This window comes from Halorussus salilacus, assembly GCF_024138125.1.
In the GTDB taxonomy this organism is placed as follows: Archaea; Halobacteriota; Halobacteria; order Halobacteriales; family Haladaptataceae; genus Halorussus; species Halorussus salilacus.
This window is the reverse complement of sequence record NZ_CP099993.1, coordinates 2856532-2880319: the sequence shown is the minus strand read 5'-3', so window position 1 is coordinate 2880319 and position 23788 is coordinate 2856532. Positions and strand designations below refer to the sequence as shown.

The 23788-nt window shown below is 69.2% G+C and carries 28 protein-coding genes and 1 tRNA gene; 22 read left to right on the top strand and 7 right to left on the bottom strand.

Going from position 1 to position 23788, the window contains the following annotated elements:
• The first annotated feature begins 120 nt into the window (after positions 1-120).
• The 6 genes from paaA (at position 121) to NGM10_RS14855 (ending at position 3491) form a co-directional block, all read left to right on the top strand.
• Positions 121-1062, top strand: a complete 942-nt coding sequence (paaA, locus tag NGM10_RS14880; protein ID WP_253480081.1) for a 1,2-phenylacetyl-CoA epoxidase subunit PaaA — start codon at positions 121-123, stop codon at positions 1060-1062.
• A 2-nt stretch (positions 1063-1064) separates the two neighbouring features.
• Positions 1065-1397 (top strand): 1,2-phenylacetyl-CoA epoxidase subunit PaaB, encoded by a 333-nt coding sequence (gene paaB / locus NGM10_RS14875; protein ID WP_253480079.1) that lies wholly within the window; start codon positions 1065-1067, stop codon positions 1395-1397.
• Positions 1397-2263, top strand: coding sequence for a 1,2-phenylacetyl-CoA epoxidase subunit PaaC (gene paaC / locus NGM10_RS14870; protein WP_253480077.1), 867 nt, complete (start codon positions 1397-1399; stop codon positions 2261-2263). Before paaB ends, paaC begins: the two co-directional genes overlap by 1 nt.
• 6 nt (positions 2264-2269) lie before the next feature.
• Complete coding sequence (locus NGM10_RS14865) at positions 2270-2851, top strand: metal-sulfur cluster assembly factor (protein WP_253480076.1); 582 nt, start codon at positions 2270-2272, stop codon at positions 2849-2851.
• A gap of 2 nt (positions 2852-2853) precedes the next feature.
• A complete protein-coding gene (paaE, locus tag NGM10_RS14860; RefSeq protein WP_253480073.1) occupies positions 2854-3021 on the top strand; it encodes a 1,2-phenylacetyl-CoA epoxidase subunit PaaE in 168 nt (55 codons plus the stop codon).
• 272 nt (positions 3022-3293) lie between these two features.
• Positions 3294-3491, top strand: a complete 198-nt coding sequence (locus tag NGM10_RS14855) for a hypothetical protein (RefSeq protein ID WP_253480071.1) — start codon at positions 3294-3296, stop codon at positions 3489-3491.
• On the opposite strand, the gene NGM10_RS14850 is transcribed toward NGM10_RS14855, so the two are convergent.
• Positions 3492-3881, bottom strand: a complete 390-nt coding sequence (locus NGM10_RS14850; RefSeq protein ID WP_253480069.1) for a methylated-DNA--[protein]-cysteine S-methyltransferase — start codon at positions 3879-3881, stop codon at positions 3492-3494.
• 367 nt (positions 3882-4248) lie between these two features.
• Between NGM10_RS14850 and NGM10_RS14845 the strand changes: the two genes are divergently transcribed.
• Together NGM10_RS14845 and NGM10_RS14840 are read left to right on the top strand one after the other, a co-directional pair.
• Entirely contained in the window at positions 4249-5112 is an 864-nt protein-coding gene (locus NGM10_RS14845) for an NOP5/NOP56 family protein (protein ID WP_253480066.1), read from the top strand.
• On the top strand, positions 5109-5744 hold the full coding sequence (locus tag NGM10_RS14840) for a fibrillarin-like rRNA/tRNA 2'-O-methyltransferase (RefSeq protein WP_253480063.1): 636 nt from the start codon (positions 5109-5111) through the stop codon (positions 5742-5744). The genes NGM10_RS14845 and NGM10_RS14840 overlap by 4 nt, the downstream gene beginning before the upstream one ends.
• Positions 5745-5768: 24 nt before the next feature.
• Here NGM10_RS14840 and NGM10_RS14835 read toward each other — a convergent pair whose 3' ends face one another.
• Entirely contained in the window at positions 5769-5987 is a 219-nt protein-coding gene (locus NGM10_RS14835; protein ID WP_253480060.1) for a hypothetical protein, read from the bottom strand.
• A gap of 236 nt (positions 5988-6223) precedes the next feature.
• Between NGM10_RS14835 and NGM10_RS14830 the strand changes: the two genes are divergently transcribed.
• From NGM10_RS14830 to NGM10_RS14815, 4 genes are all read left to right on the top strand, one after another.
• Positions 6224-7354, top strand: a complete 1131-nt coding sequence (locus tag NGM10_RS14830; RefSeq protein WP_253480057.1) for a glutamate--cysteine ligase — start codon at positions 6224-6226, stop codon at positions 7352-7354.
• A 72-nt stretch (positions 7355-7426) separates the two neighbouring features.
• Positions 7427-8149: a helix-turn-helix domain-containing protein gene (locus NGM10_RS14825; protein WP_438267159.1), complete on the top strand. Its 723-nt coding sequence runs from the start codon at positions 7427-7429 to the stop codon at positions 8147-8149.
• 57 nt (positions 8150-8206) lie between these two features.
• Positions 8207-8698, top strand: coding sequence for a phosphopantetheine adenylyltransferase (locus tag NGM10_RS14820; protein ID WP_253480054.1), 492 nt, complete (start codon positions 8207-8209; stop codon positions 8696-8698).
• Between the two features lie 96 nt (positions 8699-8794).
• Entirely contained in the window at positions 8795-9898 is a 1104-nt protein-coding gene (locus NGM10_RS14815; RefSeq protein WP_253480052.1) for an ATP-binding protein, read from the top strand.
• Between the two features lie 7 nt (positions 9899-9905).
• Here the strand turns inward: NGM10_RS14815 and NGM10_RS14810 are convergent, their stop codons facing one another.
• Positions 9906-10229, bottom strand: coding sequence for a cyclin family protein (locus tag NGM10_RS14810; protein ID WP_253480050.1), 324 nt, complete (start codon positions 10227-10229; stop codon positions 9906-9908).
• Between the two features lie 84 nt (positions 10230-10313).
• Here NGM10_RS14810 and NGM10_RS14805 point away from each other — a divergent pair.
• From NGM10_RS14805 to NGM10_RS14790, 4 genes are all read left to right on the top strand, one after another.
• Positions 10314-10398: transfer RNA gene (locus NGM10_RS14805), tRNA-Leu, on the top strand.
• A 463-nt stretch (positions 10399-10861) separates the two neighbouring features.
• On the top strand, positions 10862-11677 hold the full coding sequence (gene dacZ / locus NGM10_RS14800) for a diadenylate cyclase DacZ (protein WP_253480049.1): 816 nt from the start codon (positions 10862-10864) through the stop codon (positions 11675-11677).
• Positions 11677-12462, top strand: coding sequence for a mechanosensitive ion channel domain-containing protein (locus NGM10_RS14795; RefSeq protein WP_253480048.1), 786 nt, complete (start codon positions 11677-11679; stop codon positions 12460-12462). Before dacZ ends, NGM10_RS14795 begins: the two co-directional genes overlap by 1 nt.
• Before the next feature lies 1 nt (position 12463).
• Complete coding sequence (locus NGM10_RS14790; protein WP_253480047.1) at positions 12464-12973, top strand: hypothetical protein; 510 nt, start codon at positions 12464-12466, stop codon at positions 12971-12973.
• A gap of 23 nt (positions 12974-12996) precedes the next feature.
• Here NGM10_RS14790 and NGM10_RS14785 read toward each other — a convergent pair whose 3' ends face one another.
• The 3 genes from NGM10_RS14785 to purD all read right to left on the bottom strand — a co-directional run bounded on the left by NGM10_RS14785 (position 12997) and on the right by purD (position 15345).
• A complete protein-coding gene (locus NGM10_RS14785; RefSeq protein ID WP_253480046.1) occupies positions 12997-13509 on the bottom strand; it encodes an acyltransferase in 513 nt (170 codons plus the stop codon).
• 101 nt (positions 13510-13610) lie between these two features.
• Entirely contained in the window at positions 13611-13955 is a 345-nt protein-coding gene (locus tag NGM10_RS14780; RefSeq protein ID WP_253480045.1) for a DUF7344 domain-containing protein, read from the bottom strand.
• A 97-nt stretch (positions 13956-14052) separates the two neighbouring features.
• A complete protein-coding gene (gene purD / locus NGM10_RS14775; protein ID WP_253480044.1) occupies positions 14053-15345 on the bottom strand; it encodes a phosphoribosylamine--glycine ligase in 1293 nt (430 codons plus the stop codon).
• A 194-nt stretch (positions 15346-15539) separates the two neighbouring features.
• Between purD and NGM10_RS14770 the strand changes: the two genes are divergently transcribed.
• The 5 genes from NGM10_RS14770 (at position 15540) to NGM10_RS14750 (ending at position 22205) form a co-directional block, all read left to right on the top strand.
• Entirely contained in the window at positions 15540-16262 is a 723-nt protein-coding gene (locus NGM10_RS14770; protein WP_253480042.1) for a M23 family metallopeptidase, read from the top strand.
• Positions 16263-16348: 86 nt separating this feature from the next.
• Positions 16349-16825, top strand: coding sequence for a pyridoxamine 5'-phosphate oxidase family protein (locus NGM10_RS14765; protein WP_253480040.1), 477 nt, complete (start codon positions 16349-16351; stop codon positions 16823-16825).
• A 71-nt stretch (positions 16826-16896) separates the two neighbouring features.
• Entirely contained in the window at positions 16897-19131 is a 2235-nt protein-coding gene (locus NGM10_RS14760) for a thioredoxin domain-containing protein (protein ID WP_253480038.1), read from the top strand.
• A gap of 97 nt (positions 19132-19228) precedes the next feature.
• A complete protein-coding gene (locus NGM10_RS14755; protein ID WP_253480035.1) occupies positions 19229-20002 on the top strand; it encodes a DUF7504 family protein in 774 nt (257 codons plus the stop codon).
• A gap of 22 nt (positions 20003-20024) precedes the next feature.
• The gene (locus NGM10_RS14750) at positions 20025-22205 is read left to right on the top strand and encodes a hypothetical protein (RefSeq protein ID WP_253480032.1); all 2181 of its coding nucleotides are present in this window, start codon (positions 20025-20027) and stop codon (positions 22203-22205) included.
• A gap of 7 nt (positions 22206-22212) precedes the next feature.
• On the opposite strand, the gene NGM10_RS14745 is transcribed toward NGM10_RS14750, so the two are convergent.
• On the bottom strand, positions 22213-22584 hold the full coding sequence (locus NGM10_RS14745; protein WP_253480029.1) for a TlpA family protein disulfide reductase: 372 nt from the start codon (positions 22582-22584) through the stop codon (positions 22213-22215).
• Between the two features lie 191 nt (positions 22585-22775).
• On the opposite strand from NGM10_RS14745, the gene NGM10_RS14740 reads away from it, so the two are divergent.
• Positions 22776-23753 (top strand): PLP-dependent cysteine synthase family protein, encoded by a 978-nt coding sequence (locus NGM10_RS14740; protein WP_253480026.1) that lies wholly within the window; start codon positions 22776-22778, stop codon positions 23751-23753.
• The last annotated feature ends 35 nt before the right edge of the window (positions 23754-23788 follow it).

Here is a 23788-nt window from a genome sequence, read left to right as displayed (position 1 = left end):
GAGGGGGCGGTAGGGCGGAGTTCTCGACGCGAATCCATACCCGTCGTTCGCGCGCGGAACATATAAAAGCAGTCTATGGGCGGGTCAATCGGTATGGGGTCTCGGCGGCAATACTCGCACATGGACATCGACGAGGTCAAAGAGCGCGCCGGACCGCGCGAATTCAGTCCGAAGGACGACCTCCCGGAGGAGTACCGGGAGGCCGCCACGCGGATGATACAGTTCCACGCGAACAGCGAGATAATGGGGGCGTATCTGGAGCGACCCTTCATCCGGCAGGCACCGAGTCTGGACCGGAAGCTGGCGTTCTCCGCGAAGGTGCAGGACGAGATCGGCCACGGCCAGCTTCTCTACCGGGCCGCCGAGTCGCTGGGGGTCAAGACCCGCGACGAGATGCTCGACGAACTCGCCGAGGGGAAAGGAAAGTTCCTCAACTGCTTCCACTACCCAATGGAGAGCTGGGCCGAGGTGCCGATGATCGCCTTCTTCGTCGACGGCGCGGCGATGCGCCGACAGGCCACCCTCAAGCGCACCAGCTGGGAGCCCTACGCCCACGCGATGGACAAGGTGTGCTTCGAGGAGGGGTTCCACGTCAAGCACGGCGAGGACATCATGCGCGAGCTGGCGACCGGGTCGAAAGCCGAACAGGAGATGCTTCAAGCGGCCTTCGAGGAGTGGTGGCCCCGCATCATCCAGTTCTTCGGCCCGACCGACGACAAGTCGACCCACCACGACTTCTCGGCCGACGTGGGGCTGAAGACGATGACCAACGACGAGCTCCGCAACGCCTTCCTCAACGCCTACGTCCCGAAGGCGAAGAAGTACGGGCTGGAGATTCCCGACGAGCCCCGCATCCGTGACAACGGCGACGGCACCTACGAGGTCGTCGAGGACGACCTCGACTGGGAGGAGTTCTTCACTATCGCGAAGAACGACTCGCCGGGGAGCCACGAGCAGATCGGCAAGCGGTCTCGCACACAGGAGGCCGTCGAGTGGGTCCGGAACAGCTTGGACGACTGGGAGAGCGCGAGCGCGGGAACCACCCCGCAGGCGGCCGACTGACCATGATCTGGGAAGTGTTCCGACAGGAGGAAGCAGGCAAGTACCACACCCACTGCGGGAACGTCCACGCGCCCGACCGCGAGATGGCGAAGCTGTTCGCCCAGATTCAACACGGTCGCCGGAAGCCGACCAACAGCCTCTGGGTCGTTCCGAAGGAGGAGATCGGCGAAGTCGATACGGAGGACGCCGCGTTCGGCGGCACCACCGACAAGTCCTACCGCTGGGTTATGGGGTACAAGGACCTCGACGCCGCGTTCGCCCAGGAGGTCGCCGACTCCGAGAGCGAGCAGGAGCAGGCCGACCGAGCGAAGCGCGCACAGGAGGGTGACGACTGATGGCGACCGAACAGTCCGAACGGGCCGACCTCGGAGCGCCGGACGACCTGAGCGTCGACGAGCGCGAAGCGGTCGAAGCCCTCCTCTACCGGCTCGCAGACGACGAACTCGTCCTCGGCGAGCGTTACACCGAGTGGCAGGTCCGGGCCCCGACCCTCGAATCCGACCTCGCGCTGGCGAACATCGCGCAGGACGAGTTCGGCCACGCCCGGCTGTGGTACGACCTCCTGCAGGACTTCGGCCACGAGGAGTCGGACCTCATCTTCGAGCGCGACCCAGCCGACTTCCGCCACGCCACCCTCGCCGAACTCCCCTTCGAGGACGGCGACTGGGCCGACGCCGTCGTCCGGTCGTACCTCTACGACGCCGCCGAGGACCTCCGGCTGGAGGCCCTCGACGGCACCGCCTACCCCAGAATCGCCGACCGCGTGGGCAAGATACGGAGCGAGGAGGAGTACCACCTCGAACACGCCCAGAACTGGCTGGAGCGACTCGCGGCCGACGAGGCGAGCCTGAAGCGCCTGCAGGACGCGGTTGACCGACTCTTCCCCCACGCGCTGACCCTGTTCGAGGGCGACGACGAAATCGAGAGTCGCATCGACGAGCTGGGCCTCCGGACCGAGTCGCTCGACTCGATGCGCGAGGAGTGGTTCGACACCGCGATTCCGTTCCTCCGGTCGCTCGGACTCGAAACTCCGGAGGGCATCCGCGAGGACCCCGGGGAGTTCCTGCCCGAGAGCCGCGGCCGGGACGGCGACCACACCGACGACTGGGCCGACCTCCACGACGAGATGACTCACACCTACCGCGAACTCGGCAGGACCGAGGCCCACAAGATAATGCCCGACCCCGACGAGGCGGAGTAACGCATCATGAGTTTCGACACCGACTTCGACCCGAGCCTCGAACCCGACGCCGACTGCGAGGACGTGTCCGACATCGACCCGCTCGAAGAGCCGTCGGCGTGCGCGTACACCGACTACACCTCCGGCGGGGAGGCCCCCGACGAGGTGCCCGCGACCGGCGAGGGCGCGGAGGGCGTCGAGGCCGACGTGTGGGACGCCCTCTACGGGGTCGAGGACCCCGAGATGCCGGTCTCGGTCGTCGACCTCGGCCTCATCTACGGCGTGGACGTGACCGAGCGAGTCGACAGAGAGGCTCCGGAGGAGCCTCACGGAGGCGGTGATAGCGAGGCGCGTAGCGCCTCGGACCGTTCGAGCGGGCGACGCCCGCGAGAAGAAACCGCCGGAGTCCACGCCGAGGTCGTGATGACCCTGACCTACACCGGGTGTCCCGCGCGGGACATGCTGACCGGCGAGATCGAGGACGCGGTCGCCAGCGTCGAGGGCGTCGAGTCGGTCGACCTCCGACTCGTCTGGAGCCCGGAGTGGTCCATCGAACTGGTGACCGAGGCCGGGAAGGACGACCTCCGCGAGTTCGGACTGAGCGTGTGACCATGAGACGACTCGACCCCAGCGTAGATACGACCGGCGAGACCGAGGGCGCGGAGTGCCCCTACTGCGAGTCGACCGATACCGAGCGCGAGCACCCCAAGGGACCGTCGCTGTGCCGTTCGATGCACTACTGCAACGCGTGCGAACAGCCGTTCGAGAAGTTCGAGTGAGCGCTCCCCGAGTTTTCGCGCGAGGACCGCACGAACGGTTCCCGGATGACAGAGAGGAGGATTGGAACTCGATGATGCCGACCCGCACACGGGTGGCGCGAGTGCGGGCGGCGAGCGGGGCCGCGGGCGGCTCCGACGTGGTTCGAAGTCGCGGCGTAACCGCATTTCAGCGTTTTGGTAGAGCTAGTATAGTTTTTGTGGCCGTATGTTGAAAAGAACGCGCATCAGACGAGTCCACTACCGTCTTGCCCGCGTCCGTCGCAGGGCCGGGTATGTCGAGCGAACGCCCCGACCGCGAGGACTTCCGGCGCGGCATGACGGTCGAAATCGAGCAGTCGAACGCCGACAACGACCGAGCGCTCCGCGGCGAGGCCCGGAACGTGTTTGACGACGACAGCCCGAAGGGCGCGAAGGTGAAGCTCGAATCCGGCGCGACCGGCTGGGTCCGGCGCGTCGTCTCCGAGGAGTAGCTAGTCGAGCGCGCCTTCGAGCGCGAGCAGTCGCTCCTTGGCGTCGAGACCGCCCGAGGCCGAGTAGCCGCCGAGCGACCCCGCGCCGACCACGCGGTGGCACGGGACGACTATCGGCACGGGATTGCGGCCGCACGCGCCGCCGACCGCGACCGGCGCGGTGTTGAGTTGGCCAGCGAGTTCGCCGTAGGTCCGGGTCTCGCCGTACGGAATCGAGCGCATGGCCACCATCACCTCGCCCGTGAAGTCGTCGGGGACGGCGACCGGGAGGTCGAACGCCCGGCGGTCGCCCGCGGCGTACTCGCGGATTTGCTCGCGTATCTCGTCCCCCGGCGCGTCGATTCGCTCCGCCTCGATATCGAACTCGTGGCCGCGGACCTCGACGTTCATCGATTGAAAATCCGCGGGCGGGCGCTTCTCGGTTTCGGTTCGCGCGAAGTGCGATGAACCGTTGGAGCGGAGATCGCGACCAATAACTGGAGAACCGCGAGTACGATTCCCAGAAAGCCCCGGCGCGCTCGCGGTCGCTCCGCGGGATATTCGAAGTCTCTCCACACCGCCCGACTTCGAATAGTGGCCCGCGGAGACGACCACGTAAACGCGAGCGCGCCGCCCCTTTCAGTCCCGCCCGGCGGATGATTCACCGGGCGATTCCCGGCGGTCGTGTCGCCGGGCGATACAGGTCGAACCACCGACCGACGCGATTCGCCGACTCCATTGACGTAGGTTTAAACGCGAAGGCGAGCAATCCACGGGTATGACCGACGACACAGACCGTCCGGCCGAGAGCGCCGGGTGGTTCGCGGGGGTCGCACCCGACGACCCCGAGTCCGGCGCGGCCCGGATTCGGGAGGGCCGGGCAGACGCCCCGGCCGACTGGCCCGAGCGCGCCGTCGAGGCGGGGTTCGCCGACGACGAGGCCGACTACTACGCGAAGCTCCACGAGGCCGCGGTCCGCGCGTCGCGCTCGGCCGCGGCCGAGCGCGAGCGCGCCGACGACCAACAGCTCGTCCACGCGGTCCGCGCGATGGACGACGCGACCGCCCAAGCCAACGAACTCGCCGAGCGGGTCGCCGAGTGGGCGGGGAGCCGGTACCCCGACGCGGGGACCGGCGTCGAGTACGCCCGCGAACTCTCGGCGCGCGACCCGTCCTCGCCGGTCGACGAGCGACTCGTCTCGCTGGCGGGTCGGGTCGCCGACCTCGCCGACGAGGCCGACCGGCTCCGGGCGTTCATCGAGCGCGAGACGCCCGAGGTCGCGCCCAACCTCGCCGCGATGGCCGGGCCGGTACTCGCCGCGCGGCTGATCTCGCTCGCGGGCGGGCTGGACGCGCTCGCCAAACAGCCCGCGGGGACCGTGCAGGTCCTCGGCGCGGAGGACTCGCTGTTCGCTCACCTCAGGGGCCACGCGCCCTCGCCGAAACACGGCGTCATCTTCACCCACGAGTACGTCCGGGGGACCCGGCCCGAGAAGCGCGGGTCGGCCGCCCGCGCCTTCGCCGGAAAGCTCGCCATCGCGGCGCGAATCGACCACTACTCCGGCGAGCGAAAGCCCCAACTGGACGAGGAGCTACGCGAGCGAATCGACCGGATTCGCAACGGCGGGGGTGACGCCGAATGAGCGCCGACCTCCCCGCTGGCGTCGAGTACCGCGAGTTCGACGGCCGCGAGCGACTCGCGACCCGCGGCGAACCCGTCTACGGCGAACCCACCGACGAGGGGTGGCGGCTGTGGGACGCCGGACGCTCGAAACTCGCGGCGATGCTCGAACGCGGGATGGCGACCGGCCTCGCGGGCGGCGAGACCGTCCTCTACCTCGGGGCGGCGAGCGGAACGACCGCGGGCCACGTCGCCGACTTCGCCGGGGCGACCTACGCCGTGGAGTTCGCGCCCCGGCCGGTCCGGGACCTCGTCGGGGTCGCCGAGGACCGCGGGAACCTCTTTCCCCTGCTGAAGGACGCGCGCAAGCCCGACACCTACGCCCACGTCGTGGAGTCGGACGTGGACGCCATCGTGCAGGACGTCGCGACCCGCGGGCAGGCCCGGGTCGCGGTCCGGAACGCGAAGTTCCTCCGCGAGGACGGTCGCCTGCTGGCGGCCATCAAGGCCCGGAGCGAGGACGTGACCCGCGACCCCGACGACGTGTTCGAGGACGCGCTCGACGACCTGCGCGAGGCCTACGAGGTGCTGGAGACCGAGCGACTCGAACCGTACCACGACGACCACCTCGGCGTGGTGGCCCGACCGCGCTGACCGGCGCGACCGACACGACCGACGCTACCGGAACCGGTTCACGACCCATCCGACGACCCCCGCGACGATGAGCAGCGTCCCGAGTCCCGTCGTCGCGGGCTCCGGGACGACGAACAGCACGACTCCGGCGACGATGAGCGCCCCTATCGCGCCCTCGGTCAGCCAGCCGTCGTCGTCGGTCGCCCCGGTCTGGGAGTCGTCGGTCCGGGGTTCGCCGGTCTCGGCGTGTGGCTCGTCGGTCATGCGACCGGGTTCGACGCTCGGAGGGTTAGGGATTCGGGCCGCGTCCCCGCCCCGGCGACGAACGTCGCCGGGGCGGGGTCGTCCGAGAGGCGAGTCGGTTCGGCCTGCGGGTCGCCCCGCTCGCGGAATCGCGTCCGGGCGCTGTCGCCCGCGGAGGCGGGCGACAGCGCCCGGACAACCGACCGGTCTTTCCGGGTTCGGAACTATTTACACCTCGGATTACGAACGCTCGAAAGATGGACTCGGGTTCGGCTACCAACTTCACGGAGATGGGCACGCTGGGCATCGAAGAGGAGTTCTTCGTCGTCGACGACCGGGGCCGCCCGACCGCGGGAACCGACGAACTCGTCTACGAGCGCGACCCGCCCGAGATACTGGAGGGACGGCTCGACCACGAGCTGTTCAAGTTCGTCATCGAGACCCAGACCCCGAAGATCGAGCGACCCGCGGACGCCCGCGAGAGCCTGCTCGCGGTCAGGAACGCGCTGGTCGACCACGCCGAAGCGGGCGGCTACCGAATCGCGGCCGCGGGGCTCCACCCCGCCGCGAAGTGGCGCGAACTCGAACACGCCGAGAAGCCCCGGTACCGCGCGCAGTTGGACCGCATCCAGTATCCCCAGCATCGGAACACGACCGCGGGCCTGCACGTCCACGTCGGCGTCGACGACGCCGACAAGGCGGTCTGGGTCGCCAACGAGATACGGTGGTACCTCCCCGTGATGCTCGCGCTGTCGGCGAACTCCCCGTACTGGAACGGCCACGACACCGGCCTCCAGTCGGCGCGGGCCAAGATATTCGAGGCGCTCCCGAACACCGGGATGCCGACCTGCTTCGACTCCTACGAGGACTTCGAGGCGTTCGAGGAGACGATGCTCCGGACCGACTCGATAAACGACCGGGGCGAACTCTGGTACGACGTGCGCCCTCACACCGGCCACGGCACGGTCGAGGTCCGGACGCCGGACGGACAGGCCGACCCCGAGCGCGTGCTGGCGTTCGCGGAGTACGCCCGAGCGCTCGTGGTGGACCTCGCCGAGCGGTACGAGGACAGCGCCGACCCGTGGTCGGCGTACCGGAGCGGGCGACGCCCGCGGAGGGGCGATCCGGCGTATCGCCACCGCCGCGAACTCCTCGACGAGAACAAGTGGCGCGCGATGCGGTACGGCCGCGAGGCCTCGTTCATCCGCCGGGACCGCGAGGGGACGGTAGAACTGGGCGAGGTCGTCGACCGCGAGTGCGACCGACTCGGGGTTTCCGGCATCCGGGAGGTCTACGAGGCCGAGAGCGGTGCCGACCGCCAGCGCCGGATTCGCGACGAGGAGGGCGTCGAGGCGCTCTACGAGTCGCTACTGCTCGACGGCGAGTGACCCGCGTTCGGTCGGCGTCGGGCGTAGGCAAGGTTTTTACCCGCAGGTGGCTTTTGTCCTCGTTGAAAGGACATGTCCGGGGAGAACGCAGACGACGAACGAGACGACGTGAACGTCGAGGACGACACCGTCGAGGAGACCGAAATCGACGACGTGGACGAGGACGTGAGCGTAGAAGAGGAGATATCGGTGGACGACGAGGGGGTCACCGAGGAGGTCGCCGTCGAGGAGTCCGGCGACGAGAAGCTGACCGTCGAACAGGACCTCCCGGTCGAAGAGGGCCGCGAGCGACTCTCCAAGGGGCGCGAGCGACTCGAAGAGGAGGCCGACAAGGCGGTCGACCAGTTCGACCAGGGCATCGTCGACCTGCTGTCGTGGGTGCTCGACACCGACACCCGCGCCCGCATCTACGTCTACCTCCGCCAGCACCCCCACAGCACGAGCGAGGAGATCGCGGAGGGGACCGGTCTCTACCCCAGCACGGTCCGGGAGTCGCTCGCGGAACTCCACGACGAGGAGAAGGTCGAGCGCCGCAAGCGCGAGAGCGAGGGCGCGGGCAACAACCCCTACGAGTACACCGCCATCGCACCGAGCGAACTCGTCTCGGGCATCGTCGGGCAGGTACAGGACGAGCTCAACACGGTGTTCAACCTCGACGACCACCTCGGAAACGGCGAGGAGGCCGCCGAGACCGCCGAACCCGTCAGCATCGAGGTCGAGGACGAAGACGACGAGTCCAGCGGGGAGTCCGAGGACGCGGATTCGGACTTCGAGGACTCCGACTTCGAGGAGTGAATTCGGCGACGACGCGGTTCCGAAGGCACTAAGCCGCGGGGTGCCCTTCGCCGGGGTATGAAGGTTGCCCTGGGCGGGACCTTCGACCCGGTCCACGACGGCCACCGCGCGCTGTTCGAGCGCGCGTTCGAACTCGGGGACGTGACGGTCGGGCTCACCAGCGACGAACTCGCGCCGAAGACCCGCCATGTGGACCGGTACGTCCGCCCGTTCGACGAGCGAAAGCGGGACCTCGAATCCGAGCTCGCCGATTTCGCCGACGAGTACGACCGGGAGTTCGAGGTGCGAGAGCTCACCGAGCCGACCGGCATCGCCACCGAATCCCAGTTCGACGCGCTCGTGGTCTCCCCGGAGACGACCGACGGGGCCGAACGCATCAACGAGATTCGCACCGAGCGCGGCCACGCTCCCCTCGAAATCGAGGTCGTCCCGCACGTCCACGCCGAGGACGGCGACATCATCTCCAGCACCCGCATCGTCCAGGGCGAGATCGACGAACACGGCGAGCTCACCCCCGACCGCGAGGGCCGAAGCGCCGAGTACCGGTAGTTCGGTTTCGTCGGCGTGACGACGGTGCTCCCGGCGGTTACTGTCGCTCGGCTAAAACCCTAAGACATATACTACTGTTCTGTAAAATACAGGAGAATGAGTCGTTGGCCTCGTCGCATCTCGCTGGTAGGCGGACTGTTCGTCGTGTTCGCGGCCGGACAGACGACGCTCACCATCGCGAGCGGCGGTGCCATCCTCGGCGCGTCGGTCGATTTCGTCCTGACCGCGTTCCCCGGAGTGTTGCTACTGTATCTCGGTTCATGGTTGCCGAACTCGGGACTCGACCCCGAACTGTACCCGCGCGTGCTGATGTGGTGTCTCGGCGGCATCGTCGTGATGTACGGGTTCATCACGCTTCGGGTCCTCCATCCGAACGTCAGCGTCGAGTTCACGCCCGGAACGCGGTCGATAGCCATCGCACTCGGTTCCGTCGGCGGTATCGCGATTGGTCTCAGCGAAGCGCGCGCCATCACGCACGGACGGGCGCTCAGCGAGCGCAACGAGCAACTCAAGCAACGCGAGCGCGAACTCGAGCGACAGAACGAGCGGCTCGACGAGTTCACCAGCATCGTGGCACACGACTTCCGGAATCCCCTCAGCGTGGCCCGCGGCCGACTCGAACTCGCCCGCGAGGAGTGCGAGAGCGAACACCTGTCGCTCGTGGCCGACTCCCACGAGCGAATGGAGACGCTGATAGACGACATCCTGCTGATGGCGCGCCAAGACGAGTCGGTGACGGAGGTCGAATTGGTCGATATAGCGGGGATAGCGACCGAGAGCTGGCAAACGGCCGAGACCGGGGACGCCGACCTCCGGGTGGAGACCGACCGGGCGATTCGGGCCGACGAGAGTATGCTCAAGCAGCTACTCGAGAACCTCTTCCGGAACGCCGTGGAACACGGTGGGGACGACGTGACCGTCACCGTCGGCGCGCTAAACGACCCCGACGGGTTCTACCTCGAAGACGACGGGCCGGGTATTCCGGAAGGGATGCGCGAGGACGTGTTCGACTACGGCTTCTCGTCGTCCGACGACGGAACCGGGTTCGGACTCGCCATCGTCGAACGGATGTGCGACGCTCACGGGTGGAACGTGGAACCGACCGAGGGCGAGTCGGGCGGGGCGCGCTTCGAGGTTACGGGGGTCGAACTCGGTCAGGAGACCGACGACCGCGCTACGGTCGCTCCCAGCGCGGAGTGAGTCCGGCCTACCACGACGGCGGTTGGAGTCCCGCGCGTTCGAGGAGGTCCTTCCAGCGCTGCTGGATGGTGAGTCGCGCGACCCCCGCGGCGTCTGCGACCGCGCCCTGCGAGCGCTGGTCGCCCTCGATGAGCGACCCCGCGTAGAGGCTGGCCGCGACGACCGCGCGCTTCGAGTCGTCGTTGTCGTCGTCGTCCCACTCGGTGACCGTCGAGAGAAAGAGGTCGGTCGCCCGCGAGCGGGCCTCGGTGTCGAGGTCGAGTCGGTCGGCGGTCCGCTGGAGTTCGGCGAGCCACCGTTCGTTCTGGACGTGATCGCGTGCCCGATACACATGGTCGGGTAGTGGGCCATCGTACATAAACGCTCGCAGAGAAGACGACACCTTCTTGGTTCGCTCGCCAGAACGTCCGAGTGCGCGCGGGTTGCCAAGCCAGGCCAACGGCGTAGCGCTTAGGACGCTATCCCGTAGGGGTCCGCCGGTTCAAATCCGGTCCCGCGCATGAGCGAACGAAGTGAGCGAAGAGCAGGGGCGGATTTGAACCCTGCAAGTCGCACGCCCGGAACGGCGCGAGCGAGGCGCGAAGCGCCTCGGCAATGCGAGCGGTGAAACCGCGAGCGAAGCGCCGCACGCCCGGACCGTCTTGCTCCGGTTCAAATCCGGTCCCGCGCACTTTTGCCGCGAGCAACACAGCGAGCGCCTCGTGCGCTCGCTATTCACGCGAGCGGCAACGTCGCATCGGTGAGGATTCGAATCCTCGCTTCCGGCCACCGCCGACGGGGGTACCGGCGAGAGCGGTTGCACCTTCTTCGACGACGAGGAGTAACGGGACGAGAATCCGAGACGTTCCGTGCGAGCCCGCGAGAACACTCCCGCCGGAGGCCCGACCGAAGCCGGGTGTGACCGCTCGTCGCCGACACATACTCCCACAAACCTTTTCTCCGCCCGCTGAGTCGTTTCGGGTAATGGTTGACGTGAGCGAACTCTTGGGGGACATCGTCGAAGACGCCGACGCGATCTTTCTGTTCTCGCCGAGCGGCTCCTACTACGACCGATTCGCCGACCTCGACGCCGACGCCGACCTCGTTGTCGTCGGGCCGGAGAACACCGTCGGAGCCGATTCGTTCGTCGAACTCCCGCTGGAGTTCGACGGCGTGCGCGACCGCATCAAGTTCGGCATCGAGGGCGCGATGGAGCAGGACCTGGTCGAGGACGGCGACGTTGTCGTCTGCACCACGAACCTGTTCGAGGAGGGCACCGACACGGTCACGCGGGCCCGGGCCAGCGAGTCGATGCAGTCGGGCGTCTACGACCTGTTCGCCAACTCCCGGGCCGACCCCGGGGTCATCCGCGACGTGTTCGACGTGGCCGTCGAACTCGGCAAGAAGGGCCAGAAGGGCAAGCCGGTCGGCGCGCTGTTCGTCGTCGGCGACGCGGGCAAGGTCATGAACAAGTCCCGGCCGCTGAGCTACAACCCCTTCGAGAAGTCCCACGTCCACGTCGGCGACCCCATCGTGAACGTGATGCTCAAGGAGTTCTCGCGGCTCGACGGCGCGTTCGTCATCAGCGACGCGGGCAAGATCGTCTCGGCGTACCGCTACCTCGAACCCTCCGCCGAGGGCGTCGACATCCCGAAGGGGCTCGGCGCGCGCCACATGGCCGCCGGGTCGATCACCCGCGAGACGAACGCGACCGCCATCGTCCTGAGCGAGAGCGACGGGATGGTCCGGGCGTTCAAGGGCGGTGAACTGATCCTCGAACTCGACCCGGAGGAGTACTGATGGTACCGCTGCAGGTCGACTGGACCGTCCTGCTCCACGACGAGTTCCAGTACGTCCTCGCGCTACTCATCCTGCTCGTGGGCGGAATCGCAGGCTACGTCATCGGCCGACTCAACCGTCGACTCCTCCAGGCCGCGGGCGTCCCCGAGGCGGTCGAGCGGACCCCCTTCGAGCGGACCGCCCAGAGCCTCGGCACCGACACCGTCTCGCTGGTCGCGCGCCTGAGTTCGTGGTTCATCTACGGCGTGGTCGTTCTCATCGCGCTCAACGTCGCCGAACTCCTGAACGCCCAGCTGTTCTGGCAGGGCATCGTCCGGTTCGTCCCCGACCTGTTCATCGCGATACTCGTGTTCATCGTGGGATTCGTCGTCGCCGACAAGGCCGAACTGGTGGTCGGCGAGCAGTTGCGCTCGGTCAAACTCCCCGAGGTCGGCATCATCCCGCGGGTCGTCAAGTACACCATCGTCTTCCTCGCGGGACTGGTCGCGTTCGGGCAGGTCGGCGTCGACACCGGCGCGCTCCTGATACTCCTGACGGCGTACGTGTTCGCGGTCGTGCTGTTCGCCGCGGTGGCGTTCTGGGACCTCCTGCGCTCTTCGGCGGCGGGGGTCTACCTCCTGCTCAATCAGCCCTACGGCATCGGCGACGAGGTCCGGGTCGGCGACGACCGGGGCATCGTCCAGGAGGTCGACGTGTTCGTCACCCGCATCGAGAGCGACGGCGAGGAGTACATCGTCCCCAACAGCCGGGTGTTCGAGGAGGGCGTCGTCCGGATTCGGGAGTGAGATGCCCGGCACGCCCGACCCCGTCGTCGGGAGCGACGCGGCCACGTTCGCGGTCGCCTGCGGCGTCGGCGCGCTCGCGGCGTCGCTCCCCTACGCCTTCCGCGGGCGACTCGCCGCCCCGCGGCGAGTCGCCCTCGGCGGCGGAGTCGCGTCGGCCGCCCTCGGTCTGGGCGCGTGGGCCGGTGCCCGGTTCGCGACGAACTCGTTCGCGCCCTCGCTGCTCGGTTCGCCGGAGCACTTCCTCGGCCTCCTCGCGTGGAGCGCGCTCGTCCTCGGCGCGCAGGCCGGGCTGGCGCTGTACCTGTTCGCCCGGTGGGGCCTCGCGGTCCCGCTCGCGGAGTTGTTGGCTGGCACGACGCTCGTGCTGTACGCCTTCCTCCGGGTGCGGGGCGAGTCCGACCCGCTGGCGCTGTACGCGCTCTTCTTCGGTCCCCTGTTCGTCGCCGGGATGCTAGCGGCCTCGCTCGCGGAGTTGGGGGTCCGGCGGGCGGTCGCACGCGCACGGGGCTGAACGCCCCGGCCACGCGACCGGCCTCAGTCCGGCGACTCCTCGCCGCCCATCGGCTTCGCGGGCACGCCCGCGACAGTCTCGCCGGGCGGCACGTCGCGGGTCACAAGCGAGTTCGCCGCCACGCTCGCGCCCTCGCCGACCGTCACGCCGGGAAGGAGTATCGCGCCCGCGCCGACCATCGCGCGCTCGCCGACCACGACCTCGCCGGTCCGGTACTCCTCCTGCAGGAACTCGTGACACAGGATGGTGGCGTCGTAGCCGACGATGGCGTGGTCCTCCACGGTGACGAGTTCGGGCCAGAACACGTCGGGCGTGGATTCGAGGCCCCACGAGACCCCCTCGCCGACCGTCACGCCGATGCTCCGCAGGAGGTAGTTCTTGAGTCGAAGACTCGGTGAGATTCGCGCGAGGACGATGACGAGGTAGTTCAGCGCGACCCGCAGCGGGGACTTGGCGTCGGGCCACGACCGGAGGGAGTTCCACCGGCCGGGCGTGGCGTGGTGCGTGAGTCGGTCGTGTCGGCGCTCGTCGGTCACGCGCTGGAATTCGTGCGGTCCGACCTTGAAAGTAGCCCTCGACGGCCCCGCCCGCCCCGCCCCGCCCCGCCCCGCCCCGCCCCGCCCCGCCGGACCCCGTCTCAGCCGTTCCCGCTCAGCATCGACAGAAACGGGTCGAGGTCCCCGGCGACCGCGGTCAGTTCGGCCCGGTTCTCCTCGCGGTCGTACTCGACCACCTCCGCGTCGACCAGCCGCGGCAGGTGCTGGTGGTGGAGCGCGGCCGCCGCGCGCTCGCGCGCGGCGGCCGCCACGTCGTCGGGAGAGCAGTCCTGGGCACGCGCCACGGTCGCCCCCGCGAGGTGGTCGAGCGCGGCCGACCCGCCCTGCGCCCGGAGCGCCGCCAGCGCGCGCCGACGCTCGTCGTGGGCGAGCAGGTCGATGGCCTCGTCGGTCGTCAGCGAGCGTCGGCCGTCGCGTTCGGACATCGGCGGAGCGACGGCCGCTCTCGGCTTTGTTATGACGGCGCTTCGGCAGGAACAGGGGATGCTTATCCGGGCGAGGTAGGCGAGGTCGGGAGGCCGCTCACTCCCCGCGGAGTTCGTCCATGTGGTCGATGCGCTTCTGGACGAGGTCGGCCTTGCCGATGTCGTGGCGAACGTCGAGGCCCTCCTCGCCCGCGACCGCGAGGGCGTCCTCGGCGATTTCCTCGGCGGCGGCGATGGTGTCGGCGACTCCCACCACGGCGAACGCTCGGGAGGTGGTGGTGTAGATGCCGTCCTCGCGCTGGTCGACGCTGGCGTAGAAGAGCAGTGCGTCGCCCGCGTTCTCGGGGGATATCTCGACCCTCGCGCCCGCCTTCGGGTCCTCGGGGTACCCCTCGGGGACCGCGTACTTGCAGACGGTCGCCTTCGAGGAGAACGACAGTTCCGGGAGCGAGTCGCCCTCGCGCGCCGCGACGAGCACGTCGAGGAAGTCGGTGTTCAGCACGGGCAGGGTGTTCATCGCCTCGGGGTCGCCGAAGCGGGCGTTGAACTCCACGACCTTCACGCCGTCGGCTGTCAGCATGAACTGACCGTAGAGGACGCCCTTGTAGCCGTCGAGCGCCTCGACGGTGGCTTCGAGCACCTCGACGGCCTCGCGGTAGTCCCCGTCGGTCATGAACGGTAGGGCGAGTCCCGAGTCGCTGTAGCTCCCCATACCGCCGGTGTTCGGCCCCTCGTCGCCCTCGTAGGCGCGCTTGTGGTCCTGAACCGCGGGCGCGACCCTGAGGTCGCCGTTCGCCACGAGCGCCTGTACGGTGAACTCCTCGCCGACGAGGCGCTCTTCGAGCACCACGCGGTCGTAGTCCGAGTTGCGGAGGTACTCCTTGGCCTCCGCTTTCGTCACCTGGTCGCCGATGACCCGGACGCCCTTGCCGCCGGTGAGGCCCGCCGGTTTGACCGCGAGGTCGCCGTCGTAGTCGTCGATGTACTCGCAGGCGGCGTCGAGGTCGTCGAACGTCTCGAAGTCGGGACAGCCCGGAATCCCGCGTTCGCGCATGAACCGGCGCTGGAACGCCTTGTCGGTCTCGATGCGCGCCTCCTCGGCGTTCGGACCGAACGCGTAGATTCCGGCGTCGTCGAGCGCGTCGGCGACGCCCGCGGCCAGCGGCCCCTCGGGGCCGACGACCGCGAGGGTCGCGCCGACCTCCTCGGCGTACTCCACGACCGCCGTGGGGTTGGTGGTCTCCAGCGTCTCGAAGCCCTCGGCGAGGGCCGCGATACCGGGGTTGCGGTTGCCAGCGCAGGCGTAGAGGGCCGCGTCGCTGCCCGCGAGCGCGCGGGCGATGGCGTGTTCGCGGCCGCCGCCGCCGACCAGCAGGACTGTCTCTGGCATGGTCGGAGGGTGTACGCAAAAGGGTGTAAAGTTTCCCCTTCAGACTCCAGAATATGACCACGTTCGTGTATGGAGTCTTCCGCAACGACCTCTGCGGTCCGGAAGTGGGCCATCGGAACCGGAGAGGCCTTATTCTATGATACTAGCCAATAAATTAAAGTCGCTGAGGGAAGTGTTAAAATTGAGGTGTTTCGATGAGAGAGAAATACGACCGCCGAACGTTTCTGAAGGCAACGGCAACAGGAATCGCGGGCACCGCGGCGATGTCGGGCTCCGTGTCGGCCCACAGCGTCGGCCTCCCGTGCTACACGAACACCGACCTGAACATCCGCGAGGGGCCGGGGACCGACTACGCGGTCAAGCGGACGGCGCTGGAGAACACCGGGATGCTCGTCGTCGACGGCCCGGTCGAGAGCGACGGCTACACTTGGTGGAAGTTCCGGGTCAACGGCGACGCCAACGACCCGAACCGCTACACCGGGTGGGCGGTCCAGCAGTACGCGCCCGCCGCCGACTTCGGCTACGGGTCGTACGACTACATCACCGCGACCCACGGCGACGGACGCGACCACTCCGGCGTCGACATGGCCCACACCGACGGCGGGAGCCGAGAGATCACCGCGGCTCGCGGCGGCACCGTCTCGCACACCGGGGAGATCAGCGGCTACGGCAACACCGTCATCGTCGACCACGAAGGCGCGTGGGACACGCTGTACGCCCACCTCTCGGAGTACGAGGTGTCGCAGGGCGAGAGCGTCGACCGGCGTCAGCTCATCGGCTGGACCGGCGACACGGGCAACTCCACCGGCATCCACCTCCATCAGGAGGTCCGGTACGACGGCACGCCCCAGACGTGGCCCGCGACCGACGACGTGTACCTCTGGGCCGACTCGGGCATCCCGAAGTCGTTCCTCTGAGAGCCACCGAGTGGACCCGTTTTGCCGTCGGAGGTGCGGAGGCGACCGGCGGGAGAACTATCGGTGGCTACGTGGTAGTCGGTGGTATGACGGAGTTCAGGGGTGCGTGGACCGAGACGGAAGCCGAGTCGTTCCTCACCGAGCAGACGATACCGATTCGGTTGGCCTGCCATCGACCCGACGAGTCGCTCTGGATGGTCGCGCTGTGGTATCGCTACAGGGACGGGACCTTCGAGTGCGCGACGTGGGCGAAGGCCGACCTCGTGGGCTACCTCCGAAACGACTCGCAGGTCGCCTTCGAGGTGTCGGCGAACCACCCGCCCTACCGGGGCGTGCGCGGCAACGGGAGCGCCAGCCTCTCCGAGGACGAGGGCAAGGAGGTGCTTCGCTCGCTCATCGAGCGATACCTCGGCGACACCGACTCGGAGCTCGCGAGGTGGTTGCTCTCGCCCGAGCGCGAGGAGGTCCGGATTCGCGTTCACCCCCAGCGCGCGTACAGCTGGGACTACAGCGAGCGGATGCGGGACGTGGCCGAAGCCGACTCGGTGACCGACGCCGAGTGAGCCGACGGGGCTTCGCCGACCGCGGTCGGCGAAGCCCCGACTTTACACGTCTCGAACCCCTCGGTCCACCCATGAGCGACCCCGACCGAGGTCCCAGCGACCCCCACGGAGACCCCACCGACCGCAACCGGCTCGACGAGGAGGAGAGCCCGTACCTCCGCCAGCACGCCGACAACCCGGTGAACTGGCAACCGTGGGACGAGGCCGCGCTCGACGCGGCCGCCGAGCGCGAGGTCCCCATCTTCCTCTCGGTGGGCTACTCGGCGTGCCACTGGTGTCACGTCATGGAGGACGAGAGCTTCGAGGACGAGGCGGTCGCACGAGTCCTCAACGAGAACTTCGTCCCGATAAAGGTCGACCGCGAGGAGCGCCCCGATCTCGACTCCATCTACCAGACCATCTGTCAGGCCGTGACCCGGCGGGGCGGGTGGCCCCTCTCGGCGTGGCTCACGCCCGAGGGCAAACCCTTCTACGTCGGGACCTACTTCCCGAAGGAACCCAAGCGGGGCCAACCCGGCTTCCTCGACCTGCTCGAAAACATCGCCGAGTCGTGGGGTGACGAGACCGACCGCGCGGAGATGCACAACCGGGCCGACCAGTGGACCGCCGCCATCGAGGGCGAACTCGAATCCGTGCCCGAACCCGGCGACCCGCCCGGCGAGGACCTGCTCGAATCGGCGGCCGACGCCGCGGTCCGGAGCGCCGACCGCGACCACGGCGGGTTCGGCACCGGCCAGAAGTTCCCGCAGGCGGGCCGAATCCACCTCCTCCTGCGGGCCGCCGACGCGGTCGGCGGCCCGCAGGAGAGGGCGAAGGAGGGCGAGACGGAGGCGAACGAAGAAGGAGAGAACGGAGAGCAGGAGGCGGGCGAGCGAGCAGACGCGAGCGAGCGCGCCGACGAGTACCGCGAGGTCGCGACCGAGGCCCTCTCGGCGATGGCCGACGGCGGCCTGTTCGACCAGTTGGGCGGGGGCTTCCACCGCTACACCGTCGACCGCGAGTGGGTCGTCCCCCACTTCGAGAAGATGCTGTACGACAACGCAGAGATTCCCCGCGCGATGCTCGCGGGATATCAGGTCACGGGCGAGGAGCGATACGCCGAGGTCGCCCGCCGGACCTTCGCGTTCGTCGAGCGCGAGCTGACCCATCCGGAGGGCGGATTCTACAGCACCCTCGACGCCCAGAGCGACGGCGAGGAGGGGAAGTTCTACGTCTGGACGCCCGAGGAGGTCGGCGAGGCCGTCGCCGACGACACCGCCGCCGACCTGTTCTGCGACCGGTTCGGCGTGACCGAGTCGGGCAACTTCGAGGGCAAGACCGTCCTCACGGCCAGCGAGTCGGTTCCCGACCTCGCCGACGAGTACGGGATGGACCAGACCGCGGTCCGCGAGCGCCTCGAAGACGCCCGCCAGCGCGTCTTCGAGGCGCGCGAGGAGCGGGTCAGGCCTCGCCGCGACGAGAAGGTGCTGGCGGGGTGGAACGGCCTGCTGGTCTCGGCGCTCGCGGAGGGCGCGCTGGTGCTCGACGACGGCGACCGGTGGGCCGACCTCGCGGGCGGCGCGCTCGAATTCGTCCGGGAGAAGCTGTGGGACGCCGACGAGGGGCGACTCCTCCGGCGGTTCAAGGACGGGGACACCGCCATCGAGGGCTACCTCGAAGACTACGCCTTCCTCGCGCGGGGCGCGCTGAACTGCTACGAGGCGACGGGCGACGTCGAGCACCTCACGTTCGCGCTCGACCTCGCGCGCGCGGTCGAGTCGGAGTTCTGGGACGCCGAGGCCGGGACCGTCTACTTCACGCCCGAGCGCGGCGAGGACCTCGTCGCGCGCCCGCAGGAACCCCACGACCAGTCGACGCCCTCCAGCCTCGGCGTGGCGGTCGACACCCTGCTCGCGCTCTCGGAATTTGTCCCCCACGACCGATTCACGGACATCGCCGAGCGCGTCCTCGAAACCCGCGGGCAGGCGATCCGCTCGAACCCGCTCCAGCACGCCTCGCTCGCGCTGGCGGCCGACCGGTACGCCCGCGGGTCGCTCGAAGTGACGGTCGTCGCCGAGTCGCTCCCCGACTCGTGGCGCGAGGAACTCGCGGGCCGGTACCTGCCGACCCGCCTGTTGTCGGTCCGGCCGCCGGGCGACCTCTCGGCGCGGCTCGACGAGGTGGGCCTCGACGAGGTCCCGCCCGTCTGGGCCGACCGCGACCGGCGCGACGATTCGCCGACGGCGTACGTCTGCAGGGGGTTCGCGTGTTCGCCGCCCGAGACCGACCTCGCGGCGGCGCTCGACTGGGCCGCCGAGCAGGGGTAACGGCCGGTAGGATTCGGCCGAGCCCCGCTCGGCCGAATCGCGCCGACCGCTGTTCGACCACGAAGGTTTATTACCGATACATCCCACGTACAATCGGATGAGTTCACCGAGTTCTCACTCTCCGGGGGACGGGGTCGGGAGCGACGCCGACCCGGTCGGTGAATCGCCGACCGAGACCGACGACTTCCGCGAGGTTCTCCGGGAGCTGAAGGCCGAGGGATGCAACCTGCTCGTGGTCGGCGACGCCCCGAGACACCTGTTCACATGCGCCAGCGCGGGCCTGCTCGGCGACCCCGAGGAGCGTCGGTACCGGCTCCTCGCGGTCACCGACGCGAGCCCGCGGAGCGTCGCCGAACGCCTCCCGGACCCCGACGAAGCCCCGGAGCCGCTGGGGGAGACGACCCGAATCGTCAACCACGCCTCGCCGCCCCGGTCGGTGACCGACGACGCTGGTAGCTCGCCAGCCGACCTGCCCGGCATCGCGGAGACCCACGTCGTCGACCCCCAGCTCGCGGGACTGCAGGCCCAGCTCACCGAGGGGATGGCGGCGTTCAATCAGCTCGCGGGCGGCCTGCGGCCCGGGGAACTCCGGGTCGGCGTCGACTCGCTCGAATCGCTGTTCGGCCACTACGACGACGGCGTCGTCCGTCGCTGCCTCCGGGTGGTGACCGGCTACGTCGCCGACTACGCCGGGATGGGCCACTACGTCCTGCCGAGACCGTACGACAGCGAGCGCGTCGAGTCGCTGGCCCCCGAGTTCGACGCGGTCGTCGAGATACGCGCGGTCGACCCCGCGACGTGCGACCACGACGCCGAGGAGCGCTGGCACGTTCCGAGCCGGGAGCTGACGACCGACTGGATGCCGATGTGAGACCGACGCCACGCGCCGACAGATGGAACCACGATTCGACACGCTCGACGACGGGAACGGGCTGGAGATAGAAGACCGCATCGAGAACCGCCAGTTCGCGGTGTACACGCCCGAGGAGGTCTCGCCGACCCCGGCCGACACCGGCGAGTTCGCGTTTCCGGTCTCGTCGGCGTGCGCGATCTCGACCGAGCGCATCGAACTCCCCTACGCAATCGTGACGGTCGTCCGCGACGCCGCGACCGGCGCACAGCTGGCCAACGCCGAGCCCCCGTGCGTCCGCGACCTCGAAGCGGGCGAGTACCTGCTCGAACTGCTGAGCACGCCCATCAAGCTCTACCTCCGGGTCGATTCGCCGTTGCGAATCGACGCCGACGACGACGGGACCCGTCTGGAGTTCGGCGACCCGACCCGGGTCGGCGTCGGCGCGCGGTCGTTCCACACCTCTCCGGCCGAGACGGTCGTGGTCCCCGACGACCCCGCCGCGGTCCTCCGGGGCGTCTCGACGTTCGGGTCGGCGCTCAAGACGACGACCTGCGAGCGGTCGTGGCCGACCCTCCGCGGGCACCCGCCCCGACTGCGCCGGGGTGACGAACTCTCGATTCCCGAGGGGCTCGAACCGCCCGACTCGGGCGTCACCCTCCGGGTTCCGCCCGAGTACGAGTTCGCGTTCCCGATAGCGCCGCTCGCGTACTACCTCGGCGCGGCGGTGGTCCCCGGCGATGCGCCGGTGCTGACCACCGACACCGGGTTCTCGTACGCGCTGGACGGCCCGGGAGGGTTCGAGGACGAGGTCGCGCGGGTCATGAAGCGGCTCCTGCTGTTCGACGCCGCCGTCCGGACCGAGGGGTACTTCCGGTCGCCCCTCCACGAGCGGCGGGTCCTCGAATCGAACCCCGCGGTCGACCTCGACTTCGCGTCGCTGTACGACGCGCCGCTGGCCGAACAGCTGGAGACCTACCTCTCGATACCGTTCTCGGCGGTCGCCGACGCGGTCCCGACGTGGGACCGCGTGGTCTACACCCGCCCGTCGGCCACGGGCGTCGAGTCGCTCCCGTCCGTGGTCGAGGACCTCTCGCTGGTCCGGGTCCGGTCGCCGGAGCGGTCGGTGGCAACCGACCGCTCCGGCGGGGACGACTCCGGCGGGGACGACCGCGCCGAGACGGGCGACCGTCCGGAGTCGGGCGACCAGTCCGGCCAGAGCGAGTCCGTCGCGTCGTTCAAGCGGACCGGCGGGCCAGACGACGACCCCCGGGGCATCCCCGGGAGGGGCGAGTACGTCCCCCTGCCCGAGACCGACGCGCTCGAACGGGCGTGGGTCGGCGACGGGGCCCCGGTCCACGGGTCGAAGCTCCTCCCCGGCGCGGTCGACCGCGCCGGGGAGGCGTCGGCCGACGGCACCATCACCGTGACCGTGGTCTGCAACGACGAGGCGATGCGCGAGGAGTGGGACTCGGTCGCGGGACTCTACGGCGACCGGGAAGTCGTCCGGTTCGACACCGACTGTCGGTTCGGCGTCTCGACCGACCAGCTCCGGGACCTGCTCGCAGAGGAGACCGACCTGTTCCACTTCGTCGGCCACATCGACGGCCGGGGGTTCGAGTGCCCCGACGGCGTCCTCGACGCGACGGCGCTCGACGACGTGGGAGCGACGACGGTGTTGCTGAACGCGTGTCGGTCCTACGAGCAGGGGGTCGGACTGGTGGACGCTGGCGCGAGGGCGTCCATCGTCACGGTCGCCGACGTGGGCAACGAGGGCGCGGTGGAGGTCGGCGAGACGCTCGCTCGCTTGCTCAACTACGGATTCCCCATCGGAAGCGCCGTCTCCATCGCCGAGGAGTACACCTCCATCGGCCGCCACTACGTGACCCTCGGCGACCCCGGCGCGAGCGTCGTCCAGTGCGAGGACGGAGCGCCGGTACTGTTCGAGCTGGCGGGCGACCCGTCGGAGGGACCGCCCGGCGAGCGCGTCCCGGTGACGGCCGTCAGGTACACCGTCCGGGAGTACCCGATGGGGTCGATTGGGTCGCCGTTCTTCCTCGAAGACGACGACCCCACCTACTACCTGACCTGCGGGCCGCTGGAGACGGTCGAGCCCCCGGCTACCCGAGTTCGGGAACTACTCCGCGAGGAGGCGGCCCCGCTCGTCGCGGACGGCGAACTGACGTGGAGCGACGAACTCCTCGGCGACGCGACGAGCGAGTAGCGGATTCTCAGGCCATCACGTCCGACTCCAGTAGTCGGTCAGCGACGTACCGCGCGGCGGGTCGGTCCTCGCTCTCCTCGAACCGGACGAGTTCCTCGCCCTCGCGCTCGACCACGATGGTCGGGATGTGGGTCACGTCGTACTCGGCGACCTTCTCGCCGTCCTTGTCCTCGTCGACTTCGTGCACCTCGACCTCCTCATCCGGGACGCCCGCGGCTTCGAGCGCGGCGAAGAAGTCGGGCAGGACCGCCCGACAGTCGCCACACCAGTCGGCTCCCCAGACCCGGTAGGTCACTTCCGCGATTCCGGCTTCGAGCGCGCCGACGACCTCGCTGTGCGCCGCGGCGTCCCACGTCTGACTCGGTTCGGTCGATTCCATGCCCGGACGTTGTGGCCCGACGGCTTTAACCACACAGGCTGCGGCGAACTTCCCCGCGGAGTTCCGACTCGCGTCGAATCGCTCACCGGGTTCTGGGGCCACTCACCGGGCTCCGAGGGTCGCTCACCGGGTTCCGGCACGTTCTGTGCGGGCCGCCACGGGTTTATAGGCTGGCTCCCTATCCCGAGGTAATGAGAGAGTCCATCCTCGACGCGGTCGGGTCGCCGCTCGTCAGGGTCGCCTCCCCCGAGGGTTCGACCGTCGCGGCCAAGGTCGAGGCGTTCAACCCCGGCGGGTCGGCCAAGGACCGCCCGGCGCGGGAGATGATCGCCGCGGCCGAGCGCGCGGGCGAGATTTCGCCGGGCGACCGCCTCGTTGAACCCACGAGCGGCAACACCGGCATCGGCCTCGCGGTCGCGGCCGCCGCCCGGGGGTACGACCTCACCATCGTGATGCCCGCCTCGAAGTCGCCCGAGCGACGCCGACTCCTGAAAGCGTACGGTGCCGACCTCGAACTCGTCGACGGCGACATGTCCGACGCCCGCGAGCGCGCCGACGAACTCGCCGCCGAGACCGGCGCGGTCCAGATGGGCCAGTTCGAGAACCCCGCGAACGCCGAGGCCCACTACCGGACGACCGCCGAGGAGATCATTGCGCAGGTCGAGGGCCGCGAGGTCGACGCGTTCGTCGCGGGGGTCGGCACCGGCGGCACCATCACGGGCACCGCCGAGCGCCTGCTGGAGGAGTTCCCCGAGATGGAGGTCGTCGCGGTCGAACCCAAGCGAAACGCAGTGCTCTCGACCGGCGAGTCGGGCGAAGACGACTACCAGGGCATGGGGCCGGGGTTCGTCAGCGACCTGCTCGACACCGACCTCCTCGATTCGGTCGAGACGGTCGCGCTGGAGGACGCCGAGGCCGAGGCCCGACGGCTCGCCCGCGAGGAGGGGATTCTGGTGGGCCAGTCGTCGGGCGCGGCCTCGGTCGCCGCGCGCCGGGTCGCCGAGCGACTCGCTCAGCCCCAACTGAACTGTCCCGAACTGCCCGACGAGATCGACGAGCTGGTGGCGTCCGACGGCGGGAGTCTCGACGGCTACGACGACTGCCCGCTCGTGGTGACGGTGTTCCCCGACAGCGGCGAGCGCTATCTCTCGACCGGAATGTTCGACTGAGTCCGGGCCCCAAGGTTCAAACCCGAAGCCGGGCC

Excerpts from the sequence above, each read along its gene's own strand:
- paaA (WP_253480081.1), top strand. The coding sequence starts at position 121 with ATGGACATCGACGAGGTCAAAGAGCGCGCCGGACCGCGCGAATTCAGT.
- paaB (WP_253480079.1), top strand. The coding sequence starts at position 1,065 with ATGATCTGGGAAGTGTTCCGACAGGAGGAAGCAGGCAAGTACCACACC.
- paaC (WP_253480077.1), top strand. The coding sequence starts at position 1,397 with ATGGCGACCGAACAGTCCGAACGGGCCGACCTCGGAGCGCCGGACGAC.
- NGM10_RS14865 (WP_253480076.1), top strand. The coding sequence starts at position 2,270 with ATGAGTTTCGACACCGACTTCGACCCGAGCCTCGAACCCGACGCCGAC.
- paaE (WP_253480073.1), top strand. The coding sequence starts at position 2,854 with ATGAGACGACTCGACCCCAGCGTAGATACGACCGGCGAGACCGAGGGC.
- NGM10_RS14855 (WP_253480071.1), top strand. The coding sequence starts at position 3,294 with ATGTCGAGCGAACGCCCCGACCGCGAGGACTTCCGGCGCGGCATGACG.
- NGM10_RS14850 (WP_253480069.1), bottom strand. The coding sequence starts at position 3,881 with ATGAACGTCGAGGTCCGCGGCCACGAGTTCGATATCGAGGCGGAGCGA.
- NGM10_RS14845 (WP_253480066.1), top strand. The coding sequence starts at position 4,249 with ATGACCGACGACACAGACCGTCCGGCCGAGAGCGCCGGGTGGTTCGCG.
- NGM10_RS14840 (WP_253480063.1), top strand. The coding sequence starts at position 5,109 with ATGAGCGCCGACCTCCCCGCTGGCGTCGAGTACCGCGAGTTCGACGGC.
- NGM10_RS14835 (WP_253480060.1), bottom strand. The coding sequence starts at position 5,987 with ATGACCGACGAGCCACACGCCGAGACCGGCGAACCCCGGACCGACGAC.
- NGM10_RS14830 (WP_253480057.1), top strand. The coding sequence starts at position 6,224 with ATGGACTCGGGTTCGGCTACCAACTTCACGGAGATGGGCACGCTGGGC.
- NGM10_RS14825 (WP_438267159.1), top strand. The coding sequence starts at position 7,427 with ATGTCCGGGGAGAACGCAGACGACGAACGAGACGACGTGAACGTCGAG.
- NGM10_RS14820 (WP_253480054.1), top strand. The coding sequence starts at position 8,207 with ATGAAGGTTGCCCTGGGCGGGACCTTCGACCCGGTCCACGACGGCCAC.
- NGM10_RS14815 (WP_253480052.1), top strand. The coding sequence starts at position 8,795 with ATGAGTCGTTGGCCTCGTCGCATCTCGCTGGTAGGCGGACTGTTCGTC.
- dacZ (WP_253480049.1), top strand. The coding sequence starts at position 10,862 with ATGGTTGACGTGAGCGAACTCTTGGGGGACATCGTCGAAGACGCCGAC.
- NGM10_RS14795 (WP_253480048.1), top strand. The coding sequence starts at position 11,677 with ATGGTACCGCTGCAGGTCGACTGGACCGTCCTGCTCCACGACGAGTTC.
- NGM10_RS14790 (WP_253480047.1), top strand. The coding sequence starts at position 12,464 with ATGCCCGGCACGCCCGACCCCGTCGTCGGGAGCGACGCGGCCACGTTC.
- NGM10_RS14780 (WP_253480045.1), bottom strand. The coding sequence starts at position 13,955 with ATGTCCGAACGCGACGGCCGACGCTCGCTGACGACCGACGAGGCCATC.
- purD (WP_253480044.1), bottom strand. The coding sequence starts at position 15,345 with ATGCCAGAGACAGTCCTGCTGGTCGGCGGCGGCGGCCGCGAACACGCC.
- NGM10_RS14770 (WP_253480042.1), top strand. The coding sequence starts at position 15,540 with ATGAGAGAGAAATACGACCGCCGAACGTTTCTGAAGGCAACGGCAACA.
- NGM10_RS14765 (WP_253480040.1), top strand. The coding sequence starts at position 16,349 with ATGACGGAGTTCAGGGGTGCGTGGACCGAGACGGAAGCCGAGTCGTTC.
- NGM10_RS14760 (WP_253480038.1), top strand. The coding sequence starts at position 16,897 with ATGAGCGACCCCGACCGAGGTCCCAGCGACCCCCACGGAGACCCCACC.
- NGM10_RS14755 (WP_253480035.1), top strand. The coding sequence starts at position 19,229 with ATGAGTTCACCGAGTTCTCACTCTCCGGGGGACGGGGTCGGGAGCGAC.
- NGM10_RS14750 (WP_253480032.1), top strand. The coding sequence starts at position 20,025 with ATGGAACCACGATTCGACACGCTCGACGACGGGAACGGGCTGGAGATA.
- NGM10_RS14745 (WP_253480029.1), bottom strand. The coding sequence starts at position 22,584 with ATGGAATCGACCGAACCGAGTCAGACGTGGGACGCCGCGGCGCACAGC.
- NGM10_RS14740 (WP_253480026.1), top strand. The coding sequence starts at position 22,776 with ATGAGAGAGTCCATCCTCGACGCGGTCGGGTCGCCGCTCGTCAGGGTC.